Raw genomic sequence first — 26,232 nt, 5'->3', positions numbered from 1 at the left:
AGCTGCGATAGTCGCCAACTTTTAAGCGGCCACTTCAATGGGCAATCTCGTGTTCATATCCAACTCAAATATTCCATGGGGGTTCACGTGGGAATAAATCAGCGGTGTCAACGCTCTGAAGTCCTCCAGTTTCATCCGTGATGACCAGTTTGGCTCGTTAAGCACCTGCTGGATCATCAAGGTATTCACATATACCAGGGAGATTTGCAACAAATGCAGCGCCAGAACCGACAATTCCTGATCCTCCAACTGGTTGGTCGCGACTTCACCGCCTTTGCCGTAAAAGATGAATGAATTTGCACTGTTCCAGTTCTCGACAACATTCAGTCCTTCGTGGATCTCCTGACGAAGATCTTCAGATCCAATATATCGGCACAGAAAAATAGTTTTGACCACTTTGCCCAACTCGGCGAGTGCTTTGTATGTGGGGTGTTGGACATTGTTTCGCGTGAATCGACGCAATATAGCCTCTGGGTCGGCGGTGCCCTGCTTGAGTGCAGTAGCATATTTGATCATCTCGTCGTACTGTTGGATGATCAGCTCCCAGTTGATGGGACGTGTCAGTATAGGCTCCAAATTTGGGTAATCGCTGTGTTTGTCGTTACCGGGCCAATAGAATTTTTGGCTGGCAATGGCCTTGAGTCGTGGCAACAAATCGAATCCAAGCAAGTGAGAGAAGGCAAAAGCAACCTCACTTTGGCCGTGGACTATCGACATATTGCCGGTCAATCTCCATGTCCGTGCAGTGACGTAAAACACCTTCAATCATCGCGGCGACTTCCGATGAGGAACAGCGTTTGAGTTGTGAATATATGCAGGTCGATTTCTTTTCCACATGCCAGTAAATCATGACGCCACGACCACCGTAACGAATGTGCCATTCGGTCATCAGGTTTTGATCCCAGGAACCAAATTTCTTGGAATCCGATGCACAGGATGTTGTGCCTTCGCCCCATATTGATGGGTTGCGAGCGGTAAAAATCGAATTGGCAACTTGCCCAATGGCATTGCGCAAAGCGGTTTTGTGAATAAAACGGCGACGCACATTGAGCAATTCTTTGTGGCTGATCCCATGGCGGCTTCCGCTGACCCGTTTTAATCCCGTATTGGTACCCATACCGTAAAGGCACAGCAATAACCGTTGCTGTAAGCTTTGACGGTCGAGGTTTTCCCGGTCGGCAACGGTCTTAAAATGGTTGCTGAACCCGATTCGCAAGTCGGTTTCCTTCAGTACATCGAGCAGGCTGGTCATGGGCCATCGACCGGTGATCTCGCGTTTTAGGTAGGCCAGGTTCATCGGCTCCTGTTGCGGGGTGAGTGGTGTAATGGAAATCCGGTTTTTACCCTGGGACAAGATCCGAACCTTGCGATTTTTCGGCATCTCCCGATTGAGTAATTCCAGTGCTGAACTCATTTCGTTACGCAGTTGTTCAACAAAAGATGTTGCGTTGGTAGTCTGGCCGAGGTCCTGATAATAGTTTTCGCGGTTGGCGTCGAAGTCCAGCGGCAGATCGTCGTCAGGGTTACGGTAACGGTCGGCATCCACCACCCAGATTTCCTTGCAGCGCAAGCGTTTCCTCAACGCTTGTAAGACACAGATTTCGTAGTTGATGCGGTTGATACGCTTTTCACCCTGATCGTCCTCGATGACAATATCTCGCCATTTGGGCTGGATCACTCCGTCCACCGGAATTGTGTCATCGAGCTTGATATATCGCTGGTTGTTGGTTTGATTGTGTTTCAGCCAATCCAGGGCATTTAGTACCGGGCGATGCTGAGTATTGTTGGAACAAAAGGTCAGCGCCTCCAGGATCTTGGGTAACATGCGCCGATAATGGTTGCTGTAAGATGCGCGGAGGATCTTATGCACTTGCTGCTGGTAGGCAGGGCCAGATGATTTATATTCTTTGAGCAAGCTTTTCAGCGTATCTTCCCCGGCAACGGGATACACCACATCTTTCACCAGGCCATTGGGATTGTCCAGTGCCGCTTCCGCTATACGAAATAACAGCGCCGTTTTACCGTGTACCTTTTGAAAATCACTGAGCAGAGTTTTTACCAGTTTGCGCTCGGCGCGAACAGATAGCCGGTGGACGATTTGAATAAACAGCTCAATCAAGCCGTCAATGATTTCCCGCTGACGCCAATACAGGAAGATTGTGTAGAGTCCGTAGCGGATGGTCTCGGGGTGCTGCTTCACTTCCCAGGCACTCTCGCTGTTGACGCGCTGTCTGTACCGTTGTAGCACTTTCGCGTTGAAAGAAGTGAATGTTTCAATGGGCAGGTTCAGCGAGCGAATGAAGGCAAGCTTTTCGACTTCCTTCAACACGCTGTCCAATCCTATGCGCCCCGGATCGGCTTTGATATCACTGAAGCTCACCACGCCTTCAATGCCATCAAGAGATTGAACCATTAACACCTTGCTTGCTGGGGGTAGACAACTGGCGAAGTGCTCATACAGGTTAAGTTCAAACTGCTGGTAGGCCGAGCGCACCAGGCGATCAAGCTCTTTGCCTGCCGGGCATTCCACCAGGTGTTTTTGAAACCACTCGAACGCGGATTCGATGGCATCCGTTATATCCGCTCCATGCGGATACAAACTGTCAATCAACCAGTCTGAAAAGTTGCTCTTGTCAGCAGCAGACACCCGCCGAATACCCAGAAATTCAAGAATTTCTCTCCGGTGCCGTGTACCGGAACGTCCCAGCCAGTCGTACTCATGAATATGAGCCACGGTGATTTCCAACTGGTCAGCTAAGTAATGAAGTGGCGTTTCGGGAATGTCGTTGGTTGCGAGAGGAAAACGCCCTGTGTTCTGGTAGTACTTAAGTTGTGCAACAAACGCCAGGTGATTCCTTGCCGGTTTGGTTTTGAGCAACTGGATTTCTTCGAACTTTAAATTCCAATGCTCCGCCAATTCATCGACATCCCAAATTCGCTTCATTGGTTATCACTCTCAATTATTATTGGACTTTAAATAGCGATAAAAGGTGGAGCGGGAAATGTTCAGCGTCTTGCAAATATCGTTTATTGAGTAGTTTGGATCGGCGTGCATCTGCTTTAGTAGCTTAACGTTTTTTGGTTGATCCAATGACTTAGGGCGGCCACCTTTCTTGCCACGGGCGCGTGCCGCTTCCAACCCGGCATTCGTTCGTTCCCGGATCAAATCACGCTCAAATTCAGCCAAAGCACTGAAAATATGAAACACCAGTTTCCCGCCGCTGGTTTGCGTGTCGATGGCTTCCTGAAGGCTGCGAAAGCCAATGCCTTTTTCCTTGAGTGCGTTAATGGACTCAATCAGGTGCTGGATGGAGCGACCCAGGCGATCCAGCTTCCAAACGACCAAGGCATCCCCTTCACGCAGAACCATTTCCGCGTCTTTGAGACCTGGCCGTGCTGCTTTGACACCACTGGCGATATCCGTGAAAATTTTGTCGCAACCAGATTTTTTGAGTGCCTTGATTTGCAAGTCCAGGCTTTGAGATGGGGTTGAAACGCGGGCATAGCCAACTAACACGAATCGCTCCTGAAATGTGCCATAATCCATTCTGATAGGATAATATTGACACTTTGTTTTTGAGATGAGTATTGGAACACAAAAATTGTCGATTTCACAGAAAAATCGATAGTGGTCAAAACTGTGCCAAAAACGTTCGTTTTTTGGAATGTAAAAAGGACTTGTATCTAAATTTATTGCGTACTATAGTACGCATGTCATAAGATATTAATACAAGGAATGAAATTGTGACCGGTGCTATAGAAAAACAGGTCATCGTATATGCCAGAGAAAACGGGAAAGAGCCTTTTACCGAGTGGCTCTATGGGCTGCGGGATGTCATGGATAGAAAACGTATTCTGGCCCGGGTCTCTCGGTTACAACAAGGCAATTATGGGGATTGCGAGCCGGTTGGAGAAGGCGTTAGTGAGCTGAGGATGTTTTTCGGTTCTGGCTATAGGGTTTATTTTGGAGAACGAGATAATCATATCGTTGTCCTGCTTTGCGGAGGCGATAAAGGCAGTCAAAGCAAAGATATTGAACAAGCCAAAGATTATTGGAAGGAGTATCTAAGCCATGAGCAGCTATAGAACAATCGGTGAAGTCGAGGAGCAATACCTGCGCGATCATCCGGAAGAAGTGGATGATTACATCAGTATTCTGTTTGATGAATATGCCGAAACCGGCGACACTGCCGCGCTTTTATCGTCCTTGCGTGTGGTCAGTCGCGTAAAAGGAGTCAGCCGAATTGCTGAAACATCGGGACTTAGCCGGAAGGGCTTACAAAAGGCCCTTTCTGAAAACGGCAATCCTCAATTTGGTAGCGTGAATGCCATTTTACATGCGATGGGCTATCGCCTTACGCCTCAGAAAATTCATGATGCTCCACGGGTTTCCTAATTTCTATAGAGGCCAATATCATGGATGAAAAACCAAACGAACAGGAGATCATTGCCATTGTCGAAGAGCAATCCGCCCTCATCGAAGAGGTGGACAACGACATCATGATGGAGCATGTTGCTGTTGCAATGGCTCTGGACAAATTACGGGAAGCTTTGGATCTATTGGAAGCCCATTTGGACGAACGGGAGTTTGAAAGGGCTTCCAGTGTTGGGTATAACGAAGTTGCGCATAATTTTGTTTATGTGCAACGCACGTTAGCTGGGCTTCAGACAAGCGTTTTTCAGAAAGAAAGATTGATTTCCGGCGTAGCGCAAAAAGCCCGCGCAGCTTATGAAGACGTGGCCCCTTTTGTCGAGAAAAAGATGCAATCGTCGATTAAGAAATCGGAGCTTTCCGATGAAGAGCTATTGAAACGCCATAATTTTGTATTTAATGCCGAACAGTGGTGGAGTAAATTCCAGAAAGAACTTGATGATCCGAAATAACCATTGTCAGGCCTTGGTGAACTGGCGAAGGGGCATTTGAACAGAAACTTCGGTTTCAACAAAATCCGGCTATGCAAAACTTCTCTAAAGTGGCCGCTGGAAATTGATTTCGAATAGGCCGGTTCAGGTATCGACCCTTAGCAGACGTTCGGCCAATAACCTTGATACCCCCTTTGATATGATACCTGGGATAAAGTTAACGACTTCCGGCGTTATTCTCCATTTGTCTGTTTAACAGGCTTGTCATAGTTATCTGGTAGATTTTGTACTGGTATGGATAAATGAATCTACTTGGCAAAGGTAAAATATAATGAAATTATGGAAAACAGAGTGCATTGAAATAAATTTATGCATAAACCGGAAGCAATTTAAAGTCGCAGCTATAACTGCTTGGCTCCTCATGGCTACAAGCAATGCAGGTGCAATAACACTCTGTGCAGTTCCATGTGGTGTTAATACTGAAACTCGGAATTATTCTTATAATGGCTATCTAAGCGACCTCACAGTCGCATCATCACAGACGTTGCCATTTAGCCTTGAAGAATTCTATGGCGCCCTGAATCTGACTCCTGACTCACCTGTACCAGTTAGCCTGTCTTTAACTGTGAAGAGATCTGAAGAGTTTTTAGGTAGTAGTATTCTGGCGAGAGGGCATGATTATTGGTACTCAATGAATCTCGGTAACTTATCTATTCGCGGCTCAATTCTAGGTAACAACACATACGGAATTTCTTCATTTGCGGTTTCCCCGTTCAAAAATAATGACGATAATGGCAGCAGTATTGTTGATGAGCTATATATATTCGATACTGACTACAAAGCAACCGTCACTAATCAAAATATAGAAATAGCTTCAAGAGAAGGAGCGAATACGCCGGGGAGGCTCTCATTTTTTCAGGACTTGTTTCGCTTTCATTTGGTAGATAATACGGCTGCGGGTCTAGACGGAGACTTCCCTGGTGATGGTAGTTTGTTGGAGACAATGTTTGATAGTGGTAAGTTTGCACTTTTTGGCGACATCCAGGTAACTGACGATAATGGCACCGTTCTTTCTCCATTTTCTGATAGCGAAAGATTCCTCCTTAACGGTACGATTGATTCTTCTCAGGTATCCTTTCAGCCTACAACCATAAGTATCTACACATCTTTTCCTAAAAATTGCTGAGCGGTTGCTTTCAAACTATCCAATTCTTCTTGAGAGTAAGCATCCATGATTTCAAGCATGGAGAGGAAGACCCAGTGGGTAGGCTGGAGGATAACCACCAGCCCCCCGTTGCCGCAAGAAGGTTAATTCCCTCTATTTACCATCGTGTCTCTTTCAGACAATGGGCGGCTCCGCCTAGATTGCCCTCGAAAGGGAGTCATTGTATTTGCTATGCAGGTTCATGATAGAACGCCCTGAGACTCAACAACCCTTTATTCTTAAAGTGCTTCAGACGTAGACGCCTGTTATCGGTCTTCCATTTCCTGTTAAACTTCATGCACCGTAAGCGAACTCGAATCCACTTGTCCAATTCCGTAAACAGATAACGATTATGAGAGAACGGCGTTGCAAAATAATTTGCCGTCCCTCGTATCACCTGATTAACCCGCATGATGCGGTAACTATCCAAGTTATAGGAGCGACAGGTCAACTCCCGGATTTTATCTTTGAATTTCTCTATGGACTTTGGGCGCATCGTGACCGCCCTTGAGCTAATATCAAACCCCAAGAATGCAAAACCCTCACTAAATGTGGTGACCTGCGATTTCTCAGGGCAGAGTTTCAACTCAAGATGCGTGTTTAAAAACGCCCCGACAAGAACCAATGCCTCTTTTGCCTGTTCCTCGGATGGGCATAGAACGACAAAGTCATCCGCATAACGCACAAAGTTCAAGCCATGCTCATGCAGATGCCAATCCAGATAGTTCAGCGCAATATTTGCCAACTGTTAATGGTCAATTAAACTGAGCCAGAAATGGCCAACAATTTTGAGCCACTTTTTCAGACTTTATTTATACCAATAAATCTGACAGAGTCCCTGAATTTTTTCCAGGGAGCGTCATGAAGGAGTGGATTGTGATCCATCAGATTAAAGCGTTATACAACGATGGCAACGGCTTATCCGAGCGTCAGATTGCCAGTCAATTGGGTATTTCCCGTAACACCGTGAGCAAATACCTGAAGCTGTCGGCTGCGGACATTAGTGCCCTGCAGGAAGAGATAGCCCGTGGTAAGAAGCTGGACGATTACCGCGACTACATTATTCAGTTGCTGCAAACCTATCCGGGCTTGTCAGCGGTCAAAGTGCTGCGCAAACTGAAGGCCAAAGTGGACGATTTGGCCGTTTCCGACCGTTCGGTACGGCGTTATATACAGGCTCTCAAGCAAGAGATTAGCTTTAAGCAGGCGCGTTATTATGAGCCGGTATTGGACATGGTGCCGGGCGAGCAATGCCAGGTCGATGGCGGCGAACTGCGCGATGTAATGATTGGCGGCGTGGCGACGACGGTATATTTCATGGTGTTTGTGCTGTCGTATTCGCGCCTGATGCATGTTTCGGTCTGCGCCAAGCCGATTGATACCGAGACGCTGATTCGTCAGCATGATGCGGCATTTCGCAATTTCGGCGGCATGCCGGCCGAATGCGTGTACGATCAAACCAAGCTGGTGGTCATCAACGAAGTGTTTCGCGAGTTGCGCTTGAACCAGCGCTTCCACCAGTACGCCACGGCAGCGGGCTTCACGATTCGGGCTTGTGAAGGCTATGATCCGGAAAGCAAAGGTAAGGTCGAGGCCGGGGTCAAATACGTCAAACAAAATGCCTTGTATGGCGAGACTTTTACCGACTGGGATGCTTTACAGGCCCATATGACCGACTGGCTCGACGGAATAGCCAATCAACGGCGACACGGCACCACCGGCCAACAGCCGGCGACACATTACGCGGCCAACGAACAAGGCCATATGCGGCCTTACCTGACGCCGTCTTGTGTTGACGCGACCGCCAGCCAGGCCCGCATGACCCGCAAGGCGGATAAAACCGGCTTGATCGCCTGGCAATCCAATAAATACTCGGTACCGATGGCGTATCAATGCGCCCGTGTCGCCGTGCATGAAGCTAACGGCGTCATCCAGATCAGCGATCTCGGCACTCACAAAGTGATCGCCGAACATCCTGTGTGTCTAGAAAAGGGGCAAATCATCAAGAACCGGCATCATTACCGGGATATGTCGCTACGCATCGAAACGCTGGAAAAGGACTTGCATGAACTGCTGCCGTCTCCGGCGGTCGTGACTCAGCTGTGCGCCCTGTTGAAAACCACCTCGCCGAAAATCTACAAAGACCAACTGGTTGGCGCCAAGCAAGTGCTGACCGATCAGATCAACCGGCAGGGTGCGATTCCCGAAGCGGTGCTGACGCGACTGATCGACACGCCTCGGTTAACGGCCAGCGGCCTGAAAGAACGACTGGAGGCTTGGCGGCAGTCTGCGGGACGTTCGAACGACAGCGATGCCCTGTCGAGTCAGCCATCAGCGCAGCCCACTGCCGCCATCAAGCAAGCCTGTCCGCTGGCCCGTTATCGTGCCCTGAATGGCCACTCGGCTGGCCAAGGAGAGCGCCATGCCATCCATTGATCAGATTGCACGACAATACCGCAGCTTGTGCCTGACGGCCATTGCCGAGCACTTGCCGACCTTGCTTAGCCAAGCCGAGACCCATGAAAGTTCCTACCTGCAGTTTGCCGAAAGCTTGGTTGAACATGAACAGCGTCAGCGCAACGCCAAGCGCATTGAGCAAAACCGCAAACGCGCCGGCTTTCCTTTGCTCAAAAGCCTGGAAGAGTTCGATTATCGCTTTCAGACCACCATCCGTAAACGGGAAGTCAACAGTCTGCTCGACTTCGGCTTTATCGACAATCGGGACAACGTGGTCTTCATCGGACCGCCCGGGGTCGGCAAGACACACCTGGCCATCGGCATCGGCCTGAAAGCCATCGATGCCGGTTATAAGGTCAGCTTCAACACCGCACTAGGCTTGATGGAGACCTTGGAACTGGCCGAACTCAAAGGCGAGTTGAAAAAGAAAATCAACCAACTGCTCAAATTCGATGTGCTCATCATCGACGAACTAGGATACCTGCCGATGAACAAACAAGGCATGCACAACCTGTTTCAGCTCATCAATGCGCTGTACGAATACCGCTCGGTGATCCTGACCACCAACAAGGAATTCAACAACTGGGGCGAGTTTTTTATCGATGACAACGTCGCCGTACCCATCGTCGACCGCATCATCCATCATTCACACATTTTTATGCTGGGAGGGGAAAGTTATCGACTCAAATCAAAGCTAAATCAAGCATCGTAACCCTGGAAAAGTGGCTCAATTTTAATGGCCAAAACTGGCTCAATTCTGTTGGCCATTGACACCAACAAAGGCGAAATGACACCGCCTTGCGGCGTGCCGATCGTCGTTGGTTTAAAAACGCCGTCTTCCATGACGCCAGACCTAAGAAACCGTTCAATAATACCCAGAATATTCCCATCAGCGACCACATTGGATAGCCCCGTCATGATGACATGGTGCGGGATGTTATCGAAAAATCCCGATATATCCGCATCCAGCACATAGCGATTGCCCTCGCGCCAGATGTCCAGCACCCGTTCAATGGCCTGATGACAGTTCCTATTTGGCCGAAACCCACACGAGTTTGGATGGAACAAAGGCTCGAACAACGGTTCCAGCAGTTGCCGCAAGACATCCTGCGCAATCCTGTCACGGACCACGGGAATGCCCAACGGGCGAAATTTCCCATTGCCTTTGTCGATACGCACACGTTTGAGCGGATGCGGAGAAAATGTCCCCCGCGTTTTTAAATCGCTCAACAATGCTTGCAAATTCTGTTCAAGATTCGCCTCGAACATCACAATGCTTTGCTTATCAACGCCGGCAGCGCCCCGGTTACGTTTGACATTAAGAAATGCCTTGCGCACCAGGTCAAGGGTCATTCTGCCTGTTAAGGAATGATGTTTAATCTTAAGCGGTTTCACTAACATAAAGACAACCTGATTTACCCCTCATACACTAACCAATACCTTGCCAACGGTCGTGCCGTGGAAGGCGTTTCTTAGCGACCGTCGGGTTTTCCAAAAGAGGAAGGACAGACCATTTTGGGGTCGTAGCCGACGGACTAACTTTCTTCATGGAACAACCATGACAACGTATTTCTAACAACGGAGTCTTCTATCACCGCGCAATTGCGTGGCTACACCGAAGACGCTGCCATCCTTAAAGTGCTCAGTTTGGGGAACCTCACACACCAGCGCATAAACCCGCCATTTCGCCATAAACAATAGGCGGGCATTACTCTTGAAGGGGTTAAAATCAAGAGACGCCGTAGGACTTTCATCGGTCAGTACCAATAACCATTATGTCTGGGCGACAACAGCAAGCACCCCGAATAGCCACTGAGAATAACCGTATAAATCCCAGTGAGAGAAGAAAAAAAAAACTCCCCAGTGTTTCAGGCGGACATAGACCCTGACACCTGATTCGAGGCTGAAACCTGCCACCTCCCTGACTATGCTTGCCTGGCTCCTTCAACGCCACCAGTTACCTGAGTGACCCTAACTGCGTACCCCGTCTAAGACGAGTTCGAGCAAGCATTTCTGTACAAATACGGATTCGCACAGGTAGGATTAGACACATCGCAACGTTCCTGTCACGATAGGTCGCACCGTTTAAGACTGAGCCGTTGGTACCTGCGACTCACACATGTGCCCGGACTCCTGCATGCCTTATGCTGGGTGCATAGCGAGCGCTTGATCCACAAATTAATTCTGCTTAACGAGCCGCACCGCCAAGCCCAAACCTTGGTGCGCGGCCAACTGTGGGAACTCTACCGCGACCTCAAACAGTATGCCATGGCGCCGGACGCGGCGCAAAAAAGCACATTGGACGCCCGGTTTGACGCGATTTTTACGCAGAAAACGGACTTTGCCACGTTAAATAGCCTACTCAAGCGTCTCTATCGAAACAAAGCCGAACTGCTGCAAGTGCTCGATTATCCGCAGACGCCGCTCCATACCAACGGCAGCGAACGGGATATTCGTGAAAAAGTCATTCGGAAGAAAATCAGTGGCGGCACCCGAAGCGATTTGGGCCGACAGTGTCGGGACACGTTCTTGAGCCTCAAAAAGACCTGCCGAAAACTGGGCATTTCGTTTTGGCAATATCTATTGGACCGGACTAAGGGAACGAATACGATTCCGCCGCTATCGGAACTGATCCGTCAACATGCGGCGGCGCGTGCTTCCATGAGTTATTGAGAAGTTACGGTAGGTTTATCTAAATACAAAGCATCCACTCGAATGAGTTGAAAATAAAAAACCACCGGCTGTTAATTGCGCCTTAACATAGTCTCTAACGTACGTTTCCGTACCACTGGACGTCAAACCCCGTGTTGTACTCGCAAACCTCATTTTTATGCCTAACGAATAAGGTTGGACCCGATTGCGTACGGCAGCAACCCGTTCCATCTCCAAATAAGTTAGTTCGCCAAACACACCATCGACGTGTCGCAAGTTGTAGTTTCTCTGGAATCGTTCAATTGCTTCGACAAGCGTATCCGAAAGATCACCGTCAATCGGACCATCGTAACATCCAAGTTCATGAAGTTGTTGTTTCAGCTGTGTTACCGTCAGCGACCAAGAATCGAGGTAGTATCGCGTATTTTTCTTTAGGATATCCAGACGCTGCTGATCTGAAAGGCCCGCTACCCGTTGGTTCCATGTGTCCCAATAGGCGCTTCGAACGGCAAGAGTGTTGTTATCAACTTTGACCAATCCTGCGAGGACAGCATCAACTGCATGAAAGAAATCCTGCCGAAATGTATCAACAATGCGGCGCACCCCGTCGGTCCAGTCGAGCGAAAGATCGACCCATTGAAGATTGTGGAGAGTCTCACCACCGCCAATGTCGCGGTTTGGAATTGTACCTCCATCCAAAACGACTGGAATGAACCACGACCGATCTGTTGGACGAAGACGCAATTCGTCAATTGCCAGCGTCAACTCCTCGTTCATATAGCTGCGCTTTCGCGCCTCATATTCGCGTGAGAAACATGGAAGAAAGAGAGCGCCGTTCTGTATGGCCGTACGAATCGCGTCCTTCAAACGGGTACCTGGGTGAATCTTTTTGCGATCGAGCCAGACGCTCACGGAGTTGCACTCAAGATCCTGCACAAGGCGATTGACCTTATCAGAGTTCTGCCGAAGGTAGCAAATGAAAACGTGGGGCATAGTTTTTTTCAGAGCCTACAAGTTGTTAACCTGTTAACAATATATCTACCACGAAACCTGGGCCACAACTGGATGGTCGGCTTAGTAGGAAAGCTGTCATTCACAATGTCCAAGTTTAGCTGCGAAGGGAAACAAAGTTTACTGAAACAAAAGACGATAATCTTATGTTAACGCCCAAGCCTACGTTTATTCCATTACCCTCTGGAATCTACGGCCAAAACTTTATTCAAAATTTCGTGGATGAAATCTGGACGCATATACCTTTCGCACTTCAAATTTCGGCAGTGCCCGAGGAGGCATCCGACAAAGGCTTTGCCAGCATGGAGCTGGCATAGAGAGCCTACATGGACGTATTCACGGCGTCCTTTGACGGACACCCCGGTGCCGAATTTTGATCTACGATGGGTATATCTTTAAGAGGTAAAGTGTGCTTTGTGGACTAATCAAGATCTAGGTTGTGCAGATAACCGCTGCCTCGCCCGATTAAGGGCGTCTGAATGTTATGCCGCGGTTTCAAATAGATGATCTGTGAATTTACCGGCAGTATTGTGTTTTATAAGGGGCAATCTTAGTGATCAGTTAATAATAGAATTTGCCAAATACTTTGCTTGCCCATTCATTGAGCCCACTGAGTTTTTCTTTAATTAAATTGGATGCTCCGCATTTCGGGCAGCAATCATAATATTCCCCAGGCAGTAAAACATCGCTACGCGGAAAAACAGATTTTCTCCACCCGCAGGACGGGCAAACATAAACGAACGGTTTTGGCTTGATCGGCATGATGTTTAGTTCTCCAATAAAGAGAATAAAGTGGAAAAGTTTAAGGCTCTTAATGTGTTCCGGTTGTTAAATGGCTTCTTCCTTTGTTGAATGAACATTCTTGATAAGATCTCTGGTCTCTTCAAGTAGGCCGAGAAGATTTTGAAACAAGTCGCTCCGGGTTTGCTGCAAATTTCGGAGCTCATCCAACTGTGAATCAACATTCTCTATCTCGGAAGAGACGGCACTTGAGACAAATGATTGTGTTGCCTTATCAAAGTGCATTTCAATTACATGCGCGGCATCGTTAAATCCGGACCTCACCGCTGAACGACTTTCTCTAAGATCAATTTCAAGCTGAGCGGCATCTGCGTCTTCTTTGATTTGTAATACAAATGTAAGAACCGTTCCAGCCACCGCGAAAACCCGCCCAACGTTTGCCACAGTACGTGTCCATTTGACCGCCTCCCATGGCTTGAAGGATTTCCCGAAAAACTTACCAACAGCTTTCACGGCACCGTGTGTTGCCGTACCTGAATATTGGTTGAGTTTGAAAAGGCCTCCGAGGGTTCCCGTTTTTGGTGTAAAGGAATTCCTGACCAAAAATTCACCCAGCTTGGAAGAGATATCCGATGTCTTTTTGAGGTTTTTCATTGCTTCAGGCGAAATAGATGCCTGCTCAATTCGATGAACGAGGCGCGGAAGTAATTCTTTAGCAAGCTCACTGTTGGCAATATCGCCAACGCGATCATCTAATGCTTTCATGTGCTTGCCAATGACAACTTGAACAGATTTTTCAAGCTGCTCAGCAAGGTTTTGAACCCGATCTTGGGCGGCTTGAAGCTCCCGATCAACAGCCTTCTGGTCAGCAGAACCATTGATCATGTCAGCGACTTTTCGACCTTCCTGACGGATTTGGGAACTCGCGTTTTGAATTTCTCCTTCCACAGCTCGCGGTATGCGATCCTGTGTATCCAAGAGTGCTCGACGACGCTGCAACAAAAGTTCTTCGAGTGCATCTATGTCCTTATCACCAGTGGTTTCACTGGCAAGCGCCTCTTGTAGAATCTGCTCAAGACTATAAAGCGCGGTTGTGTATCGAGAAGACAATCCTTTTTCTCTGACAAACCTGTTCAGCTCTTGTGTAAATCCATCGACGCCGCTTTTCTTAAATAAAATTTTTGCTATTTCGCCATCTGCCTCTGTTTTGCTCTCGAGCGCGGCCTCAGCATCGATAAATGTAGTGCAAAGGTCTTCAGGGGTGAAAGGGGCGAGGACCTTGCGAAGATCCTCACGAATAACATTCTGCGCATCCTGGCTGTTTCCTTTGGCGCACCTTCTCATTTTGTTGACTACAAGCATCATTTCATGTGCTTTGTCACGTTCTATGGCAAGGTTGCGAAAATGTTTTGCGAGGTGAGAGTCAAACAGCTCATTTGTCACAACAAAGACAAGGAGGTCGGCATCTGCAATTGCCCTGTATGTAATTTCATCATGATCTGGCCTTAATTGCGTATGGACGCCAGGCGTGTCAACAACAGTGATTCCGCCCCAATCGTAGGTATGTGTTTTTTCGGTCGTAATCCCTGCGCCAATTGCAATGTCCTCACGCCCCGTCAATACACTCATAATGCTGGACTTTCCTGCGCTGTATTGACCTGCAAAAACAAGATTCACGCTCTTGTCAGACGACAAAATTTCCGCAGGAACCCACCCGGCAAGCATCTGCATTTTTTCACTGGGTGCGGTCGTTAAACACTGCCTTGAGCGAAAAAGCAGATCATTGCCGATGGTTGTCCATTGATATAATTCGAATTTTTCGGTGGCCATACAATCTCCTTCGTCGTTTATCTCATTACATGGAGGCCTGTAAGTTGCTGGGCAAGCCTTACTCGCGATTTAGTTACCGCATCAAGGTCATCAAGAGGGACATGCGCAACACGTATTTTTTCTTCGATGCTGATTTTGTTTTTTTCACAATTTCGCCCAATGGCCTGTGAAAGAATCGAAAAGGTGTTTTTCGTATCGATAACGAACCAGATTTGCTCACCCAGTAGCTTTTCAAGTTCGCTGCGAATTTGTCCAGGAAATGTTACGTTGGGCTTGATCAAAAACATTGTGGCAAGACCCGGAACCCTGGCCACATCCGATATCGAGTCAAGCAGACCTACTGCATCCAGTTGGCTCAATGCTTCCTTTACAAGAGTACGGCCAAGATTTTTTTGTCTGTCATTTAACGTCCAAGCCAGTGTGCGTTGAGCATCGGCAAGCTCAAACAATCCTGATGTAACCGCCCCTAAATCGTCCAAGAGAACATATATCTGCTTCCCCAAGAGCTCTTGATGGAACCAGTCACCTAAGTTCCTTCTAAGGTCGCGTTCCATTTTGTTGATATTATCGACAAGCCGCCTGCTTAATTTTTCTCTTGCTCTCCGGGCTTTTTCCTCTCGATCATCGAAAAACAAAGAGACAAGCCATCCCACAACACCAACCACTCCCGCCGCCCAACCTAGCGGTCCACTACCTAGGACAAGAGCGGCAATTCCAAGGCCGCCAGCGAGGATATTGGTTCCCCAATTCCATACACGCTTCACATTGAAGATATTATCCATCTTGATGTGGCGGTCACTGGAAAGGCTTGCAACAAGCGAAAGCTCAGATTTCAATTCCCGAGCGACTTCACTAAGGGCTTTTTTGCATTCATCGAGAAGTTCTTTTTGAAGTTTTTCAACCTTACGGATCACGCCGTTTGATTCAACAAGCCGTTTCCAGCTTTCTCCAGCAGACCTGTCTTCATAATGGTCTTCCGCGAAAGAGGGAATTTCATCACGGAGTGAATCCATAGCTTTTGAAATCATAGTATTGATACGCTCTTGACCAGAAGACCTAAAGTCTTGTGCCCAATCTCTGAACTGTCGTCTTTTATCTATTAGAACTCGTCCGCTGCTGGAGTTTAGAGAACTAAACTCTAATAGCAGGTCGGTGAGATCCATCATGGGGGTAACAGATCCATCGACGAAACTTTTCACTCTTAAAAAAGTACCTCGACCGACGACTTCGTTAACAATACGGGATTCAACGCCATCGAAACGACTTGCCTTGAGTAATTTACCTCGATGCTTTTCAAGTCCAGGCTGATATGCGAGAAAACGTGAGCGGAGATGAGTCACCACGAAAGGTATCCGCTTTCCTGGTATGTGCTGGTCGGCAAGGAGATGAAATTGTTGAAGCAGTTGATCTATGCGCGTTCGATCAAAGGGGCGGTGAGGGGCTCTTAGGAATAGTAGTAGGTCATCTTCATCGTCTACGGCGGCCTTGACGTTGCATATTCCCAGGACGGGTTTTCCCAAGCGGCGTACTTGCGCCAAGCATTCCGCTTCAACCGGCTGAGGGGCGTCATCTGTAATCAGAAAAAGAACCAGGTCGGCTTGGGCGGCAGCTTTAAATGCAAGCTCCTCATCTTCTGCACCCTCAAACGCAGCGACACCCGGTACATCTGTTACTTTAAGCCCATTCCACAAATAGCCTCGGACATCCCGCGTTGTTCTTTGTGAGCCAGTACCGATGGATTTACCGTCACCAAGCGTGAGAATCTCCATCAATGTTGACTTACCAGCCATAGTGCGACCGAAAAGTGTAATAGAAAAGCTATCAAGATGTTTGCGGCGTTCTTTCAGCTCCAAATCAGACGTTTTTTGCAAGCCCTCAAGTTCTGTAACTACACCAGATAGTTGTGCTCTGAGCTGACTAACAATTCCAGGAGTACGCACCGATCCATTTTCAAGTGAAATCAGACATTTGGATAGCGAATCAGAAACATTCTGAATGGCTTTGGCCGTTTCCTGAAGGTTTTTTTTGGCTATGGCGTATCCATCGCGGGCTGCTTTACGGCATTGCTTTAGAGCAGATTCAAGATCAAATTCTGGCTGCGGGCGTTTCTGTTCAGTCATATGATTTGTGATTGTATCCCTTACAACGGTACTCTTCCTGGTTTGTGGCACCGACCCCAGATGTTAAATGAAGCCGCTAACGCGGAGAAAAGAACCGACGCTTGATTTACGATAATATTAAGCCTCAAGGTAACTATTGAGTCCCCCGGCAATTATCGTTCCCACGCCGGAGCGTGGGAACGATAGGGAGGGGGTAATTATGTCGCAAAGCCGACTACTTGTAGAAGTTATTTTGTGCATATTTCCTAACGAAAAAATATCTGGCGGTTCAGCAAAGGCAACGCATATGTTTTGTTGTTATTTACCCCTTGGCTCTGAATGATATATCGACTTGCCGCGTGAATACCCAACGTTTTTTCAAACGATTTTTTAACGGCATTGATGCGTTCAGAAAGCCATTGCGCTTCCATTCCCTGTGTCAAGGCTTTCAAAGTTTTATCGTCATCGGAAAGGGCAGGGCGAAGGGATTGATAGATGCTAATAAAAGACTCGGCATAGCCTCGATTGGGTTCTAAAGGACGATGGATTAGATTCTCTTGTTTTACTGTTTGGTCAATCATCCATAAATAAAAGACGAAATTAATGAGCGTGAAAGGAATATTGATGCCGTTAGCGTGAATACTGAGTTTTTTAACACTAATTTCAAGCTTGGGTTCTGACTCAAAAAGACGAGTGAACTTGATGCTTTCACTAAACCCCGCTTTACCGTCCAATAAATGCTCAGGAATTCCGGCGCGCATTAGCACAAACGGAATTTCCGCCAGCATGACTTGCGCGTTTCGAGTATCCAAGGGTTCTTTATTTCGGTCGTAAATCACATGACTTTCGGTCGTAGGATAAAAAAAATCATGCAAACCTTCATAGCGCTCGGTAACCAAAACATGAGACATTCGGTCTTGTTGCCGTCCGTAAAGGCTCAAAGCGTAGCCCAAATAATATCCCATAGTTTTTCTTCCGCCTGCAATGGAGACATGAATGGCCGAGTTTTCGTCCCGCGTCATACGATTAACGATATCCGTTATGAAATCGGCGGCCGCTTCATTTTGCTCGGGAGTAACAATATCATCCAGCAAAGAGCCGGAAGCATCGGCTATCACATGTATATTGTTTTCGTTAAACGTAATACCGTCCAATCCATAGTCGCGACAAAACAGATGAAACATTCCCGTTTTCGGATGTAATAGTTCCAAAACAGCTCTACGTTTTCCTTCTCGGGTCGAAATCAAATGTATCTCATTCGGAACAAAAGGCGAACTGCCATTAGCGACAGTCAAAGCATACAACGTTTCGGTCAGAATTTGAGGAGACATTCCGCTAACTGCAAGTAGGATCCGTCTGTCGAATTCAAAAGGTTTTTTCATGATCAATTAGCCCATCAATATATCACTGCATCAACCGGTTTCTCCGGAATTTTTGTAGTGCTAGAGCTTGCTTTTACGAGCAGTGTTTTTGCCTGTCATTTTAGTCGTTAAATAAATGATTATGTACTCGAAGCGTTAGGAGGGCGAATGCTTGTGTTTTTTTGGCTTACCCGGCGGCCTCAAAGGTAAGTCTTAGCACCAAGCCGCCCGGCAGTTCGACGGTTTCGTTTAACGGCCAGTTATAATCTTCGTCCTTATCGATCACTCTATTGTTGTTTACGCGCAAGGGTGAGGCGCCCAGGTTTCGAATAAAGACATGGCCTTGACTCCAATAGATTTTAGCTTGCTGGCGAGAGCAAAAACTTGCGCTTCGGCTGTCCGGAAAATGGGATTTAAGGTCTATCTGCGGAAAGATGTTTTTCGATTCCGAGCGTTTTCCTACAAGCAGGCTTTGATGATAATCCAGTTTTGTTTTCAGTTGGGAAATCGGCATATTGCCGCGATAAACCTGTACATAAACGAGACCGGAATGGGGATCGATGGCGGGCAGCGCGGGGTTTGGAGTGTTCGTTTCAGGTTTGGACGTTTCCGCCGGCTTGACATTATCTGAAGGCACGGTCTGCGCGGGTTTCTGTGCTTCAGTTTCCGGGGGAGTCGGCGATGTTGAGTTTTTCGTAACGAGATCTGGCTTTTTTTCAGGAATTTCGGAAGGCTGTGGGGTGGATGTTTCTGCCGAATCCGGTTTTTTAGACACACCGGTTTCCGGATTGGCGGCGAGTTGTTGTTTGGGAATGACCTTTAGGCGAAGAGAACCGTTCAACGACTCGTATCCGGCCAAGGCATAGTTGATTTTGTGAATGCCTGTCGCATCTTCCGGAATGACGATTTCCAAGGTCAAGTCGTCGGAAAATACCGGATCATTGGGAGCTTTGCCCGGAAGCCCTGTCCATTGACAGCGGGGCGGGGCAGTATTGCCGTTTAACGGCAAACGAAACTGCAAAACTTTACCGGCAGCAATCGTTATGGGGCCAGGCGGTTTATTATTTTGCCAGTGCCAGGCTTGGGTGGGTGGTTGTTCTGAAGTTGCCCCGCATTGAGGGCAAACCTGCAGGTTTTCCATTTCAAAGTTGCATTGCCGACACTTCATCGCTTTCTCAAGTGGTGGGGTAATGGCTTTATTTTAGTCTCGTTAGGAGAAGCCGTCCATCAGGTCTTAATCCCTTCGTAAACAGGGAACCGGTCGAACGCGAGCAATCGGATATACTGGAAGTATATTCAAAGTCTTAATCCCTTCGTAAACAGGGAACCGGTCGAACAGAGTGACTTTAGATCATGGAGGAATCGATAATGTCTTAATCCCTTCGTAAACAGGGAACCGGTCGAACTTCTTTACCGGCGTACTTTAAATGGATTAAGTACAGTCTTAATCCCTTCGTAAACAGGGAACCGGTCGAACGGAGCAGTTATTGATGGGTCGTGAGTTTTATGATGTCTTAATCCCTTCGTAAACAGGGAACCGGTCGAACAGAGATGAATAGTTATACAAAAGAGATAATGGTCTTAATCCCTTCGTAAACAGGGAACCGGTCGAACCCCTTATTGGGTCAGAAGTGCTATACCAAAGCGTCTTAATCCCTTCGTAAACAGGGAACCGGTCGAACCAGGACCATTTTGGGAATTGATATGGTTCAGTGAGTCTTAATCCCTTCGTAAACAGGGAACCGGTCGAACTGTACCGTCTGGGATTGAGCGAGTGATCATCAAGTCTTAATCCCTTCGTAAACAGGGAACCGGTCGAACGACCAGAAATTCCCATACCATCTAACATTGAGCGGTCTTAATCCCTTCGTAAACAGGGAACCGGTCGAACCCTGCGGGGGTTGAAAGAGTGATCATCAAGACGCAGTCTTAATCCCTTCGTAAACAGGGAACCGGTCGAACCCCTTGCCCACCTAAAAAATAGTTTATTATCATTATCTTGTAAGCGGTTTTCAGGAGACCGATTTTGACTTTTCAAGTTAGCCGTGAAATGTTCGACCGGTGACTCATTTAGTTTGCTAGTCATGCTATCTATGTCAAACAAACTAAGGTCAGATTATACGCAAAAACTGATTAATATCCAGTGCCGCAATCATAGTCGTAAGGAAAAAATAGTTAATTACCGGGTTAGGGGCCTTGTTCTTCATCAAATCTATTTTAAAATCTCGCTTCGCCCTCAAAGGCAAGGGCGAAAGTTCAAGCTATTTTATGCCCGGTACTTAAAATAATCCTACCTTGTTGACCCGCGCTGTCCGCATTAGAGTTATCGGGTGATTGCCTGTTCGCGTTCTCACTTGCTCCGAGAAAGAAAACACGGCGCCCGTGTTTTGCGAGAAGCCGAATCTTTTCCAGTGACTACGGATTCTGCCGAATGCGCGTACTATTCTAAAATCGCCGGTAAATAGCATCATGCGGTATTCAGGATGGCATGCAGCCAGGCCGTCCAGATAAAAAACAATCGCGGCGTCCATGCCGTCCAACAATTTTTCTTTACCGCCTTTTTTTTGTCCCGAGCGCTTCATCCATGCGAATAAATTTTCGTCGATCAATCCCGGGTCCATGACGAGCTCGGCGCCATCCGTAAACGGCGCATTGCCAAGCTTCTCGGATTGCGTGGTAAACAAAGTCAAATGTTCATTTTCATGAATTTTCAGTTCCATCTGTTGAATTACGCCCAATAGTAAGCGAAAGTGCAGTTTTAGCTCATTTAGACTTGCCGATACGTCCATTTCTTTGTGTAAGGTAACGCCTAAGAATTCCGACCAGACCAAGTCGGGAATATAGACCGGGTTTTCATTGTTTTCCATGAAATCCCTGATACGCGCGGCTTTTTTGGGGTTGAAATAAGCGTCGTGTTGTTTGACTTGCGGAATATACGAAAAAAGCCAATCATGCAAGACGTTGGTATCGACCAAATAGGCTATTTTCATGATTCGCTCCGTGGGTCATTGGCTTCGTCATCGTGCATATCGGCCTCATAATCGCTATACAGATCGTCCAGTTCTTCTTCGGATAACGGTTCGCTCCAGACGTCAGCAATATCTTCGGGTAATGTGATATGAATCCGGCTCAACGCATCGGGGTCGATGTTAACTATTTCCGTATTGCCATACCAGTCGGCGGCTTTTTTCAGGGCTTCGGCAAATTCTCGTTGCCATTGCGGGTGTTGTAAGTCCAACATGCGAAATGGATGCCGGTTTGCCATGTATAAAATAATCGGCCGGTACTTGTCGTTGCCATCGCAGGCGATTATCGTTTGCGGCGTAGGCGCTTTATCGAGCATGTATTTTAGTTGATCCTTGACTTTTGCCTTGGTTGAAAATTCATGCTGAATCCAGGCGATGAGCCCGAATTTCGATTCATCCGACAAGGTTTCCGTTAAAGCTTCCGGGGCGGTCGTTTGCGTTGACCAAGAGGCTCCTAGTGTATCGGACAAGACGTTTTGGGCTTGCGCCAGTAATGCTGGGTCTTGTCCTATCAGTAAAGCGCATTGCGGTGTACTTTGTGCCACTGATCTTACGGGCGGTTTGCCGGTTTCATCGGCAGCCGCCTGAATGGCGTCGATGAGCAAGTCGATGGCGTCTTTTTCGCCTTCTTGCTGGTCTTTGGCGATATAGGCAAAGCAATGGGCGTTGGCGGCGGCAAACCAGTGCTGAACGGTGCCGGCGCCGCTAAACATAATGACTTTGGTCTGATTGTGCAACGAGATGAAGCGCTTCAGAACTTTGACGCCATCGCCTTCTTGGTCATCCGGCAAATGGCTCATGTCGATATCCAATATGAATACGTCGTAATATTTTTGATAATAAGCTTCGATAGCCGAGCTCATGGTGCAGACAAAATCGACTTCAAACCCATGTTCTTGCATTCGTTCGCGTGCATTGACGATGATTTCGTTCGCGGGTTCGTCGTCCATGAACAGGACGGTTGGCTTATTGTTCATGATGGTGCCTCATTGCGGTAAGCGTATGATAAAAAGAGTGCCGTTTTCGGGTTGTTGGGATGCCAATTCCAAACTGCCTTCCATGCTTTCGATTGCGGTTTTGGCATTGTAGAGCCCCAAGCCGGTTTGTTTTTGAACGCCTTTGCTGCTGACATAAGGCTCAAATAAGGTGTCGTAATATTTCGGGTCGATCCCGCCGGCATTGTCCTGGATTTGAATTTCCAAAATGTCGGGAGAGGGTTGAACCGTAATACTCAATTGTCGTTGTGCAGGATCGATTTGCCGGCGCTCGAAGGCTTCCTGGCTATTCTTGATGAGATTATCCAAGGCCAACCGTAAATAATCGGCATCGACTTCCCATTCAACCGGCGTTTGCGGTTGGAGTGTGATGTTCAGGCGGTCGTTGTAAGAGGCTAGTAGCGGTTGGATAATGCCGCCGATCAGGTCGACCGACTTAAAGTCGGGCATTTGTTTTTGCACAAACCGATGAACGCCCGCTATCCGCAATACCGCATTATTGATTTTTTGCAGACAGTGCAGACTCGCTTCGTTTCCCGGCAAGGTGCTGAGTAGCGATTTCATTTTTTGCAAATTGCTTTTAAGGCCGCCAATTTCATTATTAGCGTCGTGATTGAAGCGGCGAATTTGGTCGGCAATCGCAAGGCTGTTGTGAATATTTTTTTTACGCCGTTTGGCGAATTCATCGTTAGGATTGAGCATCAAGGACTGCTCAATCCATTGTAGGGCTTGTTCCTCGCTGTTTTCGCCGCCCTCGAAATAACATAAGTCGGACAGGATGTTCATGACGGCGGCTTGCTCCGCATGGTAGCTATCACCAAAAGGTTTGCTGAGTTGCAAATATAAATTGGCCAGGATTTGGGTATATTTCATGCCGTCCCGATGTTTGAAATCCATTCTTTCATCAAAAACTTTTTTTAATAAAACCGTTAACGCCAGTTCTTCGCTGCTCCAAGCGTCAATTATGCCTTTAACCCAACATCGCGATTGGTCGGCCAATTGTTCCGGTCGAAAACAAATCAATAAGTCCAGTGCATTTTCCAGTAGGGTTTCTACATTTTTTGGATAGAGGCCTGTTTTATCATTACTCTTAATGACGTCGATATAATTTTGCAAGTGTTCAAAAAAACAAGACCAGGTAGACTCGTCATAGCACTGTGTGTCGGTTAGCACGCCATAGGCACTTGCCGCAATGGTGTAATGGACGGTCGCAAAATCTCCTGGGGCTCGTTCTCGGCAAATATCCGGCTGAGTCTGCGGTAATTGTTGCAAATAATTAAGCGCTCTGGGTAAGGATTCCTGATAATTGCGTTTAGTAAAGTAATCCAATACTTCAGTTCGCCAATGCGGATCTTTTGTCGCTAAGGGTCGTTTGTCTGCTGTCATTTTATTTTTTATTGCGGATAAATTGGGTTAAGTCGTGTTGTCGGTACTGCAATTTAGGCGGATTCCATTGTCCTTTGCGCAGCCATTGAATTTGCCAGTTAGCGATATCTGGATGTTGTAGCAGGGTTTGCACGGGGTAGACATCGCTATGGCCGACCAAAATCAGGTTTTTTAATTCTTTAAGATATGGATCGAGTTCGTGATGCAGCTTTTGTAATGCTTGGGCCGGCTCAAAGAGAATAATTTTTAAACCGAAGGTATCCCGGAGTAATTTGAAAAAAGGGTTATCCGAATCGGTATTTTTTTGCTTTTTTTGAAAAAACAAGCGCGGCGTCAAGTTGTACTGATAGAAGAATTTACGATAAAGATCTTGAAACATTAATTTTTGATCTTTGTCCGTCAAAAGCTCATCCCAAATAATCAATGCAGCATTGGGCAGCTGCGGATTTTCCCGATAACGCCGCGGTTGGTGATAGGCCGGCTTGGTTTTGCCTTGCGTATAATTTTTGGATTTAACTGATTCGGGTTTGGATTTGTTTCGATTCTGTTGTTGCGATGCATGCCTGTTGGTGGCTTGTTCTTGCCGCGATTTTTTAATCCTTTCTTGTTCTGCTTGCGGCTTCAAAAAAATTTCCATTTCAGTGGCATTTTGGAATCGCTCTTTAGGATCGACTTGTAAGCACAGAGACAAAAATCGAGGCCAGGGTTCCGGAAGTTTTAGTGCGTTTATCCGGTTTTGTAAATCGGCTGGAAACGGGTCGGCCGTTGTAAACCATCGGTTGTATTCTGTTTGCAGAATCACCTGTAAGAGAAACTTGCCCAGCGCGTAAACATCGGTCGCGGGCGTCAAACGGCCATCGGGGGCGAAAGATTCCGGGGCGGCAAAGACCGGCGAAGGCCGCAAAATAAGCGTATTGGGGTTGTAGCCCACAAACCGGTCCATTTTCATCAGCGTGGTAAAACCGCTCATGAATGGCGTTTTTGTGACCGGGTTAATGTTGACCGAGCCGAGCGGAATGGCCTGGATAACGGTTTTATGATTATGCAGTTGATTTAAGGTTTTGATGATAGGAATCATCAAACGGTTTTTTAAAATATTTAATTGTTTATTGTCATTGTTGAAAAGTTTGGGTGTTGAGCCGGGGCTGATGTGAAAAATGAGTGCGACTTCCTGGTCGCGCTGTGACGGTTCCATCGCATCTTGATCGTTACGGAACTTAATGATGTCGATCGGTTCCGGTAAGAACGTGTAATTCGCACATAACAATTGGGCTGCGTTATACAACGATTCCCGCAATGTGCCGACAGCCATTGCACGGTCTTGATCGGGCAATTTTTCATAATTTAACGTCAACAGGTGAAATAGGCGGTTTTTCATGATGGGGGCCGTGTCTTCCACCCACCATAGATTAAAGTATGCCTGTTCAAACAATATCTTTTTGATCCGCCAGCGGCATTCCCGGCGGTTATCGTTAAGCACATCACCTTCTTTGAATTTCATATTATTAAGATCCCTTTGAGACGGGTAAGTGATAGGCTAATCCAACAGCCTCTTGCATCGAGACAAAGCGCTGAGATAAATCGATATGGGTTGCTTTTAAAAACCAATTTCGCCAGTCGTTAGGCAGTTTGTTCAACAAATCGGTATCGAATACGCTTTGATCTTGGGCATCGGCTCGCGGCGCCTGCCGGGTCAACATGTGATAAACGGTTGCTCCGAGCGTGAATACATCGGCTCGGGCATCGATTTTGTCTGCCGGAAAATTCGGCGAAAATTCAGGCGGTTGATAGCCTAAGGTTCCGGTACGGGCAAAACCGGGATCGGTCTGACCATTGATGCGGAGCGCGAAGCTACCGAAATCGATGAGCATAAAGTTTTTTTCCCTTGTGAATATGACATTCGCGGGCTTTAAGTCTTGATAAATAAAAGCCAGCCGATCGCCGGCAGGGGTTTTGCGTTCTTGATGAAACCGTTCCAAAATAAGCCCTGTTTGAATAATGAACGATTTTACGAAAAAGAGTTGATTTCTGAAAAAAGCCGCCTTCAAGGAGTCGTCGCTTCGGTCTTGTGTATTCAGCACGGCATCCATCGGTAAGCCGTTAATGTAGTTCAATACCAAAAAAGGTTCCTTTCGCCAAAGGTCGTTCTTGGCGTAGTAATGCGTTTGACCGTCGTCGGCTTGATGCGGGCCGTATAAATCCAAACCCAGGTCATGAATCTCGTCCAATAGCAACGGCGCTTGGGCAATATCGCGTTGACCGGCTTGCAACAACATTCGCCGCTCGTGCTCCAGGCGTTCGCGTTGTTTTTCCACTTCCTTATCCACGGCTTTATTATTGGGAATTCGTAAATATCGGCGATTGTAGCGGTTGGCTTTAATCAATACCTTTTTATTGAACAAGCGCCGGTCTTCGGCTTGATAAATTACGCCAAAGCCGCCGGCCGCCAAAACGCCGGTCAAATGATAACGATCATTTAATTGCGCCACGCAACGATAATCCTCGCCATTGTTATGAAACTTGACAATATCGCGCTGTAATGCGCTGTCGTATTCCGTTTGCAGTGAGTTTGTCATATAACATTTCCATCATAACCACGATTTCCGT

General features: G+C 47.3%; 23 protein-coding genes and 1 CRISPR repeat array. Of the genes, 7 read left to right on the top strand and 16 right to left on the bottom strand.

Annotation, left to right across the window (positions count from 1 at the left end; translation table 11 throughout):
* Window positions 1–21: 21 nt before the first annotated feature.
* From WJM45_RS14130 to WJM45_RS14120, 3 genes are read right to left on the bottom strand one after another with little or no spacing between them, the layout of a single operon-like run.
* Entirely contained in the window at window positions 22–729 is a 708-nt protein-coding gene (locus WJM45_RS14130) for a Tn3 family transposase (protein ID WP_341325730.1), read from the bottom strand.
* Complete coding sequence (locus WJM45_RS14125; protein ID WP_341325729.1) at window positions 692–2,944, bottom strand: Tn3 family transposase; 2,253 nt, start codon at window positions 2,942–2,944, stop codon at window positions 692–694. The genes WJM45_RS14130 and WJM45_RS14125 overlap by 38 nt, the downstream gene beginning before the upstream one ends.
* A gap of 12 nt (window positions 2,945–2,956) precedes the next feature.
* Window positions 2,957–3,517 carry a recombinase family protein gene (locus tag WJM45_RS14120; RefSeq protein WP_341325728.1) on the bottom strand — a complete coding sequence of 187 codons (561 nt, stop codon included), beginning with the start codon at window positions 3,515–3,517 and terminating at the stop codon, window positions 2,957–2,959.
* Window positions 3,518–3,744: 227 nt separating this feature from the next.
* Between WJM45_RS14120 and WJM45_RS14115 the strand changes: the two genes are divergently transcribed.
* The 4 genes from WJM45_RS14115 (at window position 3,745) to WJM45_RS14100 (ending at window position 6,049) form a co-directional block, all read left to right on the top strand.
* Window positions 3,745–4,086: a type II toxin-antitoxin system RelE/ParE family toxin gene (locus tag WJM45_RS14115; RefSeq protein ID WP_341325727.1), complete on the top strand. Its 342-nt coding sequence runs from the start codon at window positions 3,745–3,747 to the stop codon at window positions 4,084–4,086.
* Window positions 4,073–4,396, top strand: a complete 324-nt coding sequence (locus WJM45_RS14110) for an addiction module antidote protein (RefSeq protein ID WP_341325726.1) — start codon at window positions 4,073–4,075, stop codon at window positions 4,394–4,396. Before WJM45_RS14115 ends, WJM45_RS14110 begins: the two co-directional genes overlap by 14 nt.
* Before the next feature lie 20 nt (window positions 4,397–4,416).
* Complete coding sequence (locus tag WJM45_RS14105; RefSeq protein ID WP_341325725.1) at window positions 4,417–4,884, top strand: hypothetical protein; 468 nt, start codon at window positions 4,417–4,419, stop codon at window positions 4,882–4,884.
* A 310-nt stretch (window positions 4,885–5,194) separates the two neighbouring features.
* A complete protein-coding gene (locus WJM45_RS14100; RefSeq protein ID WP_341325724.1) occupies window positions 5,195–6,049 on the top strand; it encodes a hypothetical protein in 855 nt (284 codons plus the stop codon).
* Between the two features lie 208 nt (window positions 6,050–6,257).
* On the opposite strand, the gene WJM45_RS14095 is transcribed toward WJM45_RS14100, so the two are convergent.
* Window positions 6,258–6,812 carry a reverse transcriptase domain-containing protein gene (locus tag WJM45_RS14095; protein WP_341325723.1) on the bottom strand — a complete coding sequence of 185 codons (555 nt, stop codon included), beginning with the start codon at window positions 6,810–6,812 and terminating at the stop codon, window positions 6,258–6,260.
* A 131-nt stretch (window positions 6,813–6,943) separates the two neighbouring features.
* Here WJM45_RS14095 and istA point away from each other — a divergent pair, with 131 nt between their 5' ends.
* A complete protein-coding gene (gene istA, locus WJM45_RS14090) occupies window positions 6,944–8,503 on the top strand; it encodes an IS21 family transposase (protein WP_341328948.1) in 1,560 nt (519 codons plus the stop codon).
* Window positions 8,490–9,236: an IS21-like element helper ATPase IstB gene (istB, locus tag WJM45_RS14085; RefSeq protein ID WP_341325722.1), complete on the top strand. Its 747-nt coding sequence runs from the start codon at window positions 8,490–8,492 to the stop codon at window positions 9,234–9,236. Before istA ends, istB begins: the two co-directional genes overlap by 14 nt.
* Here istB and WJM45_RS14080 read toward each other — a convergent pair.
* Window positions 9,224–9,925, bottom strand: a complete 702-nt coding sequence (locus WJM45_RS14080; protein WP_341325721.1) for a reverse transcriptase domain-containing protein — start codon at window positions 9,923–9,925, stop codon at window positions 9,224–9,226. The two genes, istB and WJM45_RS14080, sit on opposite strands and share 13 nt — an antisense overlap.
* 612 nt (window positions 9,926–10,537) lie before the next feature.
* Between WJM45_RS14080 and WJM45_RS14075 the strand changes: the two genes are divergently transcribed.
* Entirely contained in the window at window positions 10,538–11,197 is a 660-nt protein-coding gene (locus WJM45_RS14075; protein ID WP_341328947.1) for a transposase, read from the top strand.
* 15 nt (window positions 11,198–11,212) lie between these two features.
* Here the strand turns inward: WJM45_RS14075 and WJM45_RS14070 are convergent, their stop codons facing one another.
* The 11 genes from WJM45_RS14070 to WJM45_RS14020 all read right to left on the bottom strand — a co-directional run bounded on the left by WJM45_RS14070 (window position 11,213) and on the right by WJM45_RS14020 (window position 26,201).
* A complete protein-coding gene (locus WJM45_RS14070; RefSeq protein WP_341325720.1) occupies window positions 11,213–12,169 on the bottom strand; it encodes a TIR domain-containing protein in 957 nt (318 codons plus the stop codon).
* Between the two features lie 579 nt (window positions 12,170–12,748).
* Window positions 12,749–12,949 (bottom strand): hypothetical protein, encoded by a 201-nt coding sequence (locus WJM45_RS14065; protein WP_341325719.1) that lies wholly within the window; start codon window positions 12,947–12,949, stop codon window positions 12,749–12,751.
* A 66-nt stretch (window positions 12,950–13,015) separates the two neighbouring features.
* Complete coding sequence (locus tag WJM45_RS14060) at window positions 13,016–14,758, bottom strand: GTPase (protein ID WP_341325718.1); 1,743 nt, start codon at window positions 14,756–14,758, stop codon at window positions 13,016–13,018.
* Between the two features lie 17 nt (window positions 14,759–14,775).
* A complete protein-coding gene (locus WJM45_RS14055) occupies window positions 14,776–16,878 on the bottom strand; it encodes a GTPase (protein WP_341325717.1) in 2,103 nt (700 codons plus the stop codon).
* A 245-nt stretch (window positions 16,879–17,123) separates the two neighbouring features.
* Window positions 17,124–18,239, bottom strand: a complete 1,116-nt coding sequence (gene csm6 / locus WJM45_RS14050) for a CRISPR-associated ring nuclease Csm6 (RefSeq protein ID WP_341325716.1) — start codon at window positions 18,237–18,239, stop codon at window positions 17,124–17,126.
* A gap of 166 nt (window positions 18,240–18,405) precedes the next feature.
* The gene (locus tag WJM45_RS14045; protein ID WP_341325715.1) at window positions 18,406–19,386 is read right to left on the bottom strand and encodes a hypothetical protein; all 981 of its coding nucleotides are present in this window, start codon (window positions 19,384–19,386) and stop codon (window positions 18,406–18,408) included.
* 63 nt (window positions 19,387–19,449) lie between these two features.
* A CRISPR array of direct repeats spans window positions 19,450–20,180; the repeat unit is 36 nt; unit sequence GTCTTAATCCCTTCGTAAACAGGGAACCGGTCGAAC.
* Between the two features lie 317 nt (window positions 20,181–20,497).
* Entirely contained in the window at window positions 20,498–21,208 is a 711-nt protein-coding gene (locus WJM45_RS14040) for a hypothetical protein (RefSeq protein ID WP_341325714.1), read from the bottom strand.
* Window positions 21,205–22,221: a response regulator gene (locus WJM45_RS14035; RefSeq protein ID WP_341325713.1), complete on the bottom strand. Its 1,017-nt coding sequence runs from the start codon at window positions 22,219–22,221 to the stop codon at window positions 21,205–21,207. The genes WJM45_RS14040 and WJM45_RS14035 overlap by 4 nt, the downstream gene beginning before the upstream one ends.
* Window positions 22,222–22,230: 9 nt before the next feature.
* Window positions 22,231–23,625, bottom strand: coding sequence for an ATP-binding protein (locus WJM45_RS14030; protein ID WP_341325712.1), 1,395 nt, complete (start codon window positions 23,623–23,625; stop codon window positions 22,231–22,233).
* Between the two features lies 1 nt (window position 23,626).
* The gene (locus WJM45_RS14025) at window positions 23,627–25,126 is read right to left on the bottom strand and encodes a hypothetical protein (protein ID WP_341325711.1); all 1,500 of its coding nucleotides are present in this window, start codon (window positions 25,124–25,126) and stop codon (window positions 23,627–23,629) included.
* 4 nt (window positions 25,127–25,130) lie between these two features.
* Entirely contained in the window at window positions 25,131–26,201 is a 1,071-nt protein-coding gene (locus WJM45_RS14020; protein WP_341325710.1) for a hypothetical protein, read from the bottom strand.
* Window positions 26,202–26,232: the final 31 nt, after the last annotated feature.

Source organism: Methylotuvimicrobium sp. KM2 (assembly GCF_038051925.1).
GTDB lineage: Bacteria > Pseudomonadota > Gammaproteobacteria > Methylococcales > Methylomonadaceae > Methylotuvimicrobium.
Note: the sequence above shows the minus strand (reverse complement) of the source record. Positions and strands in the feature narration are given on the sequence as shown.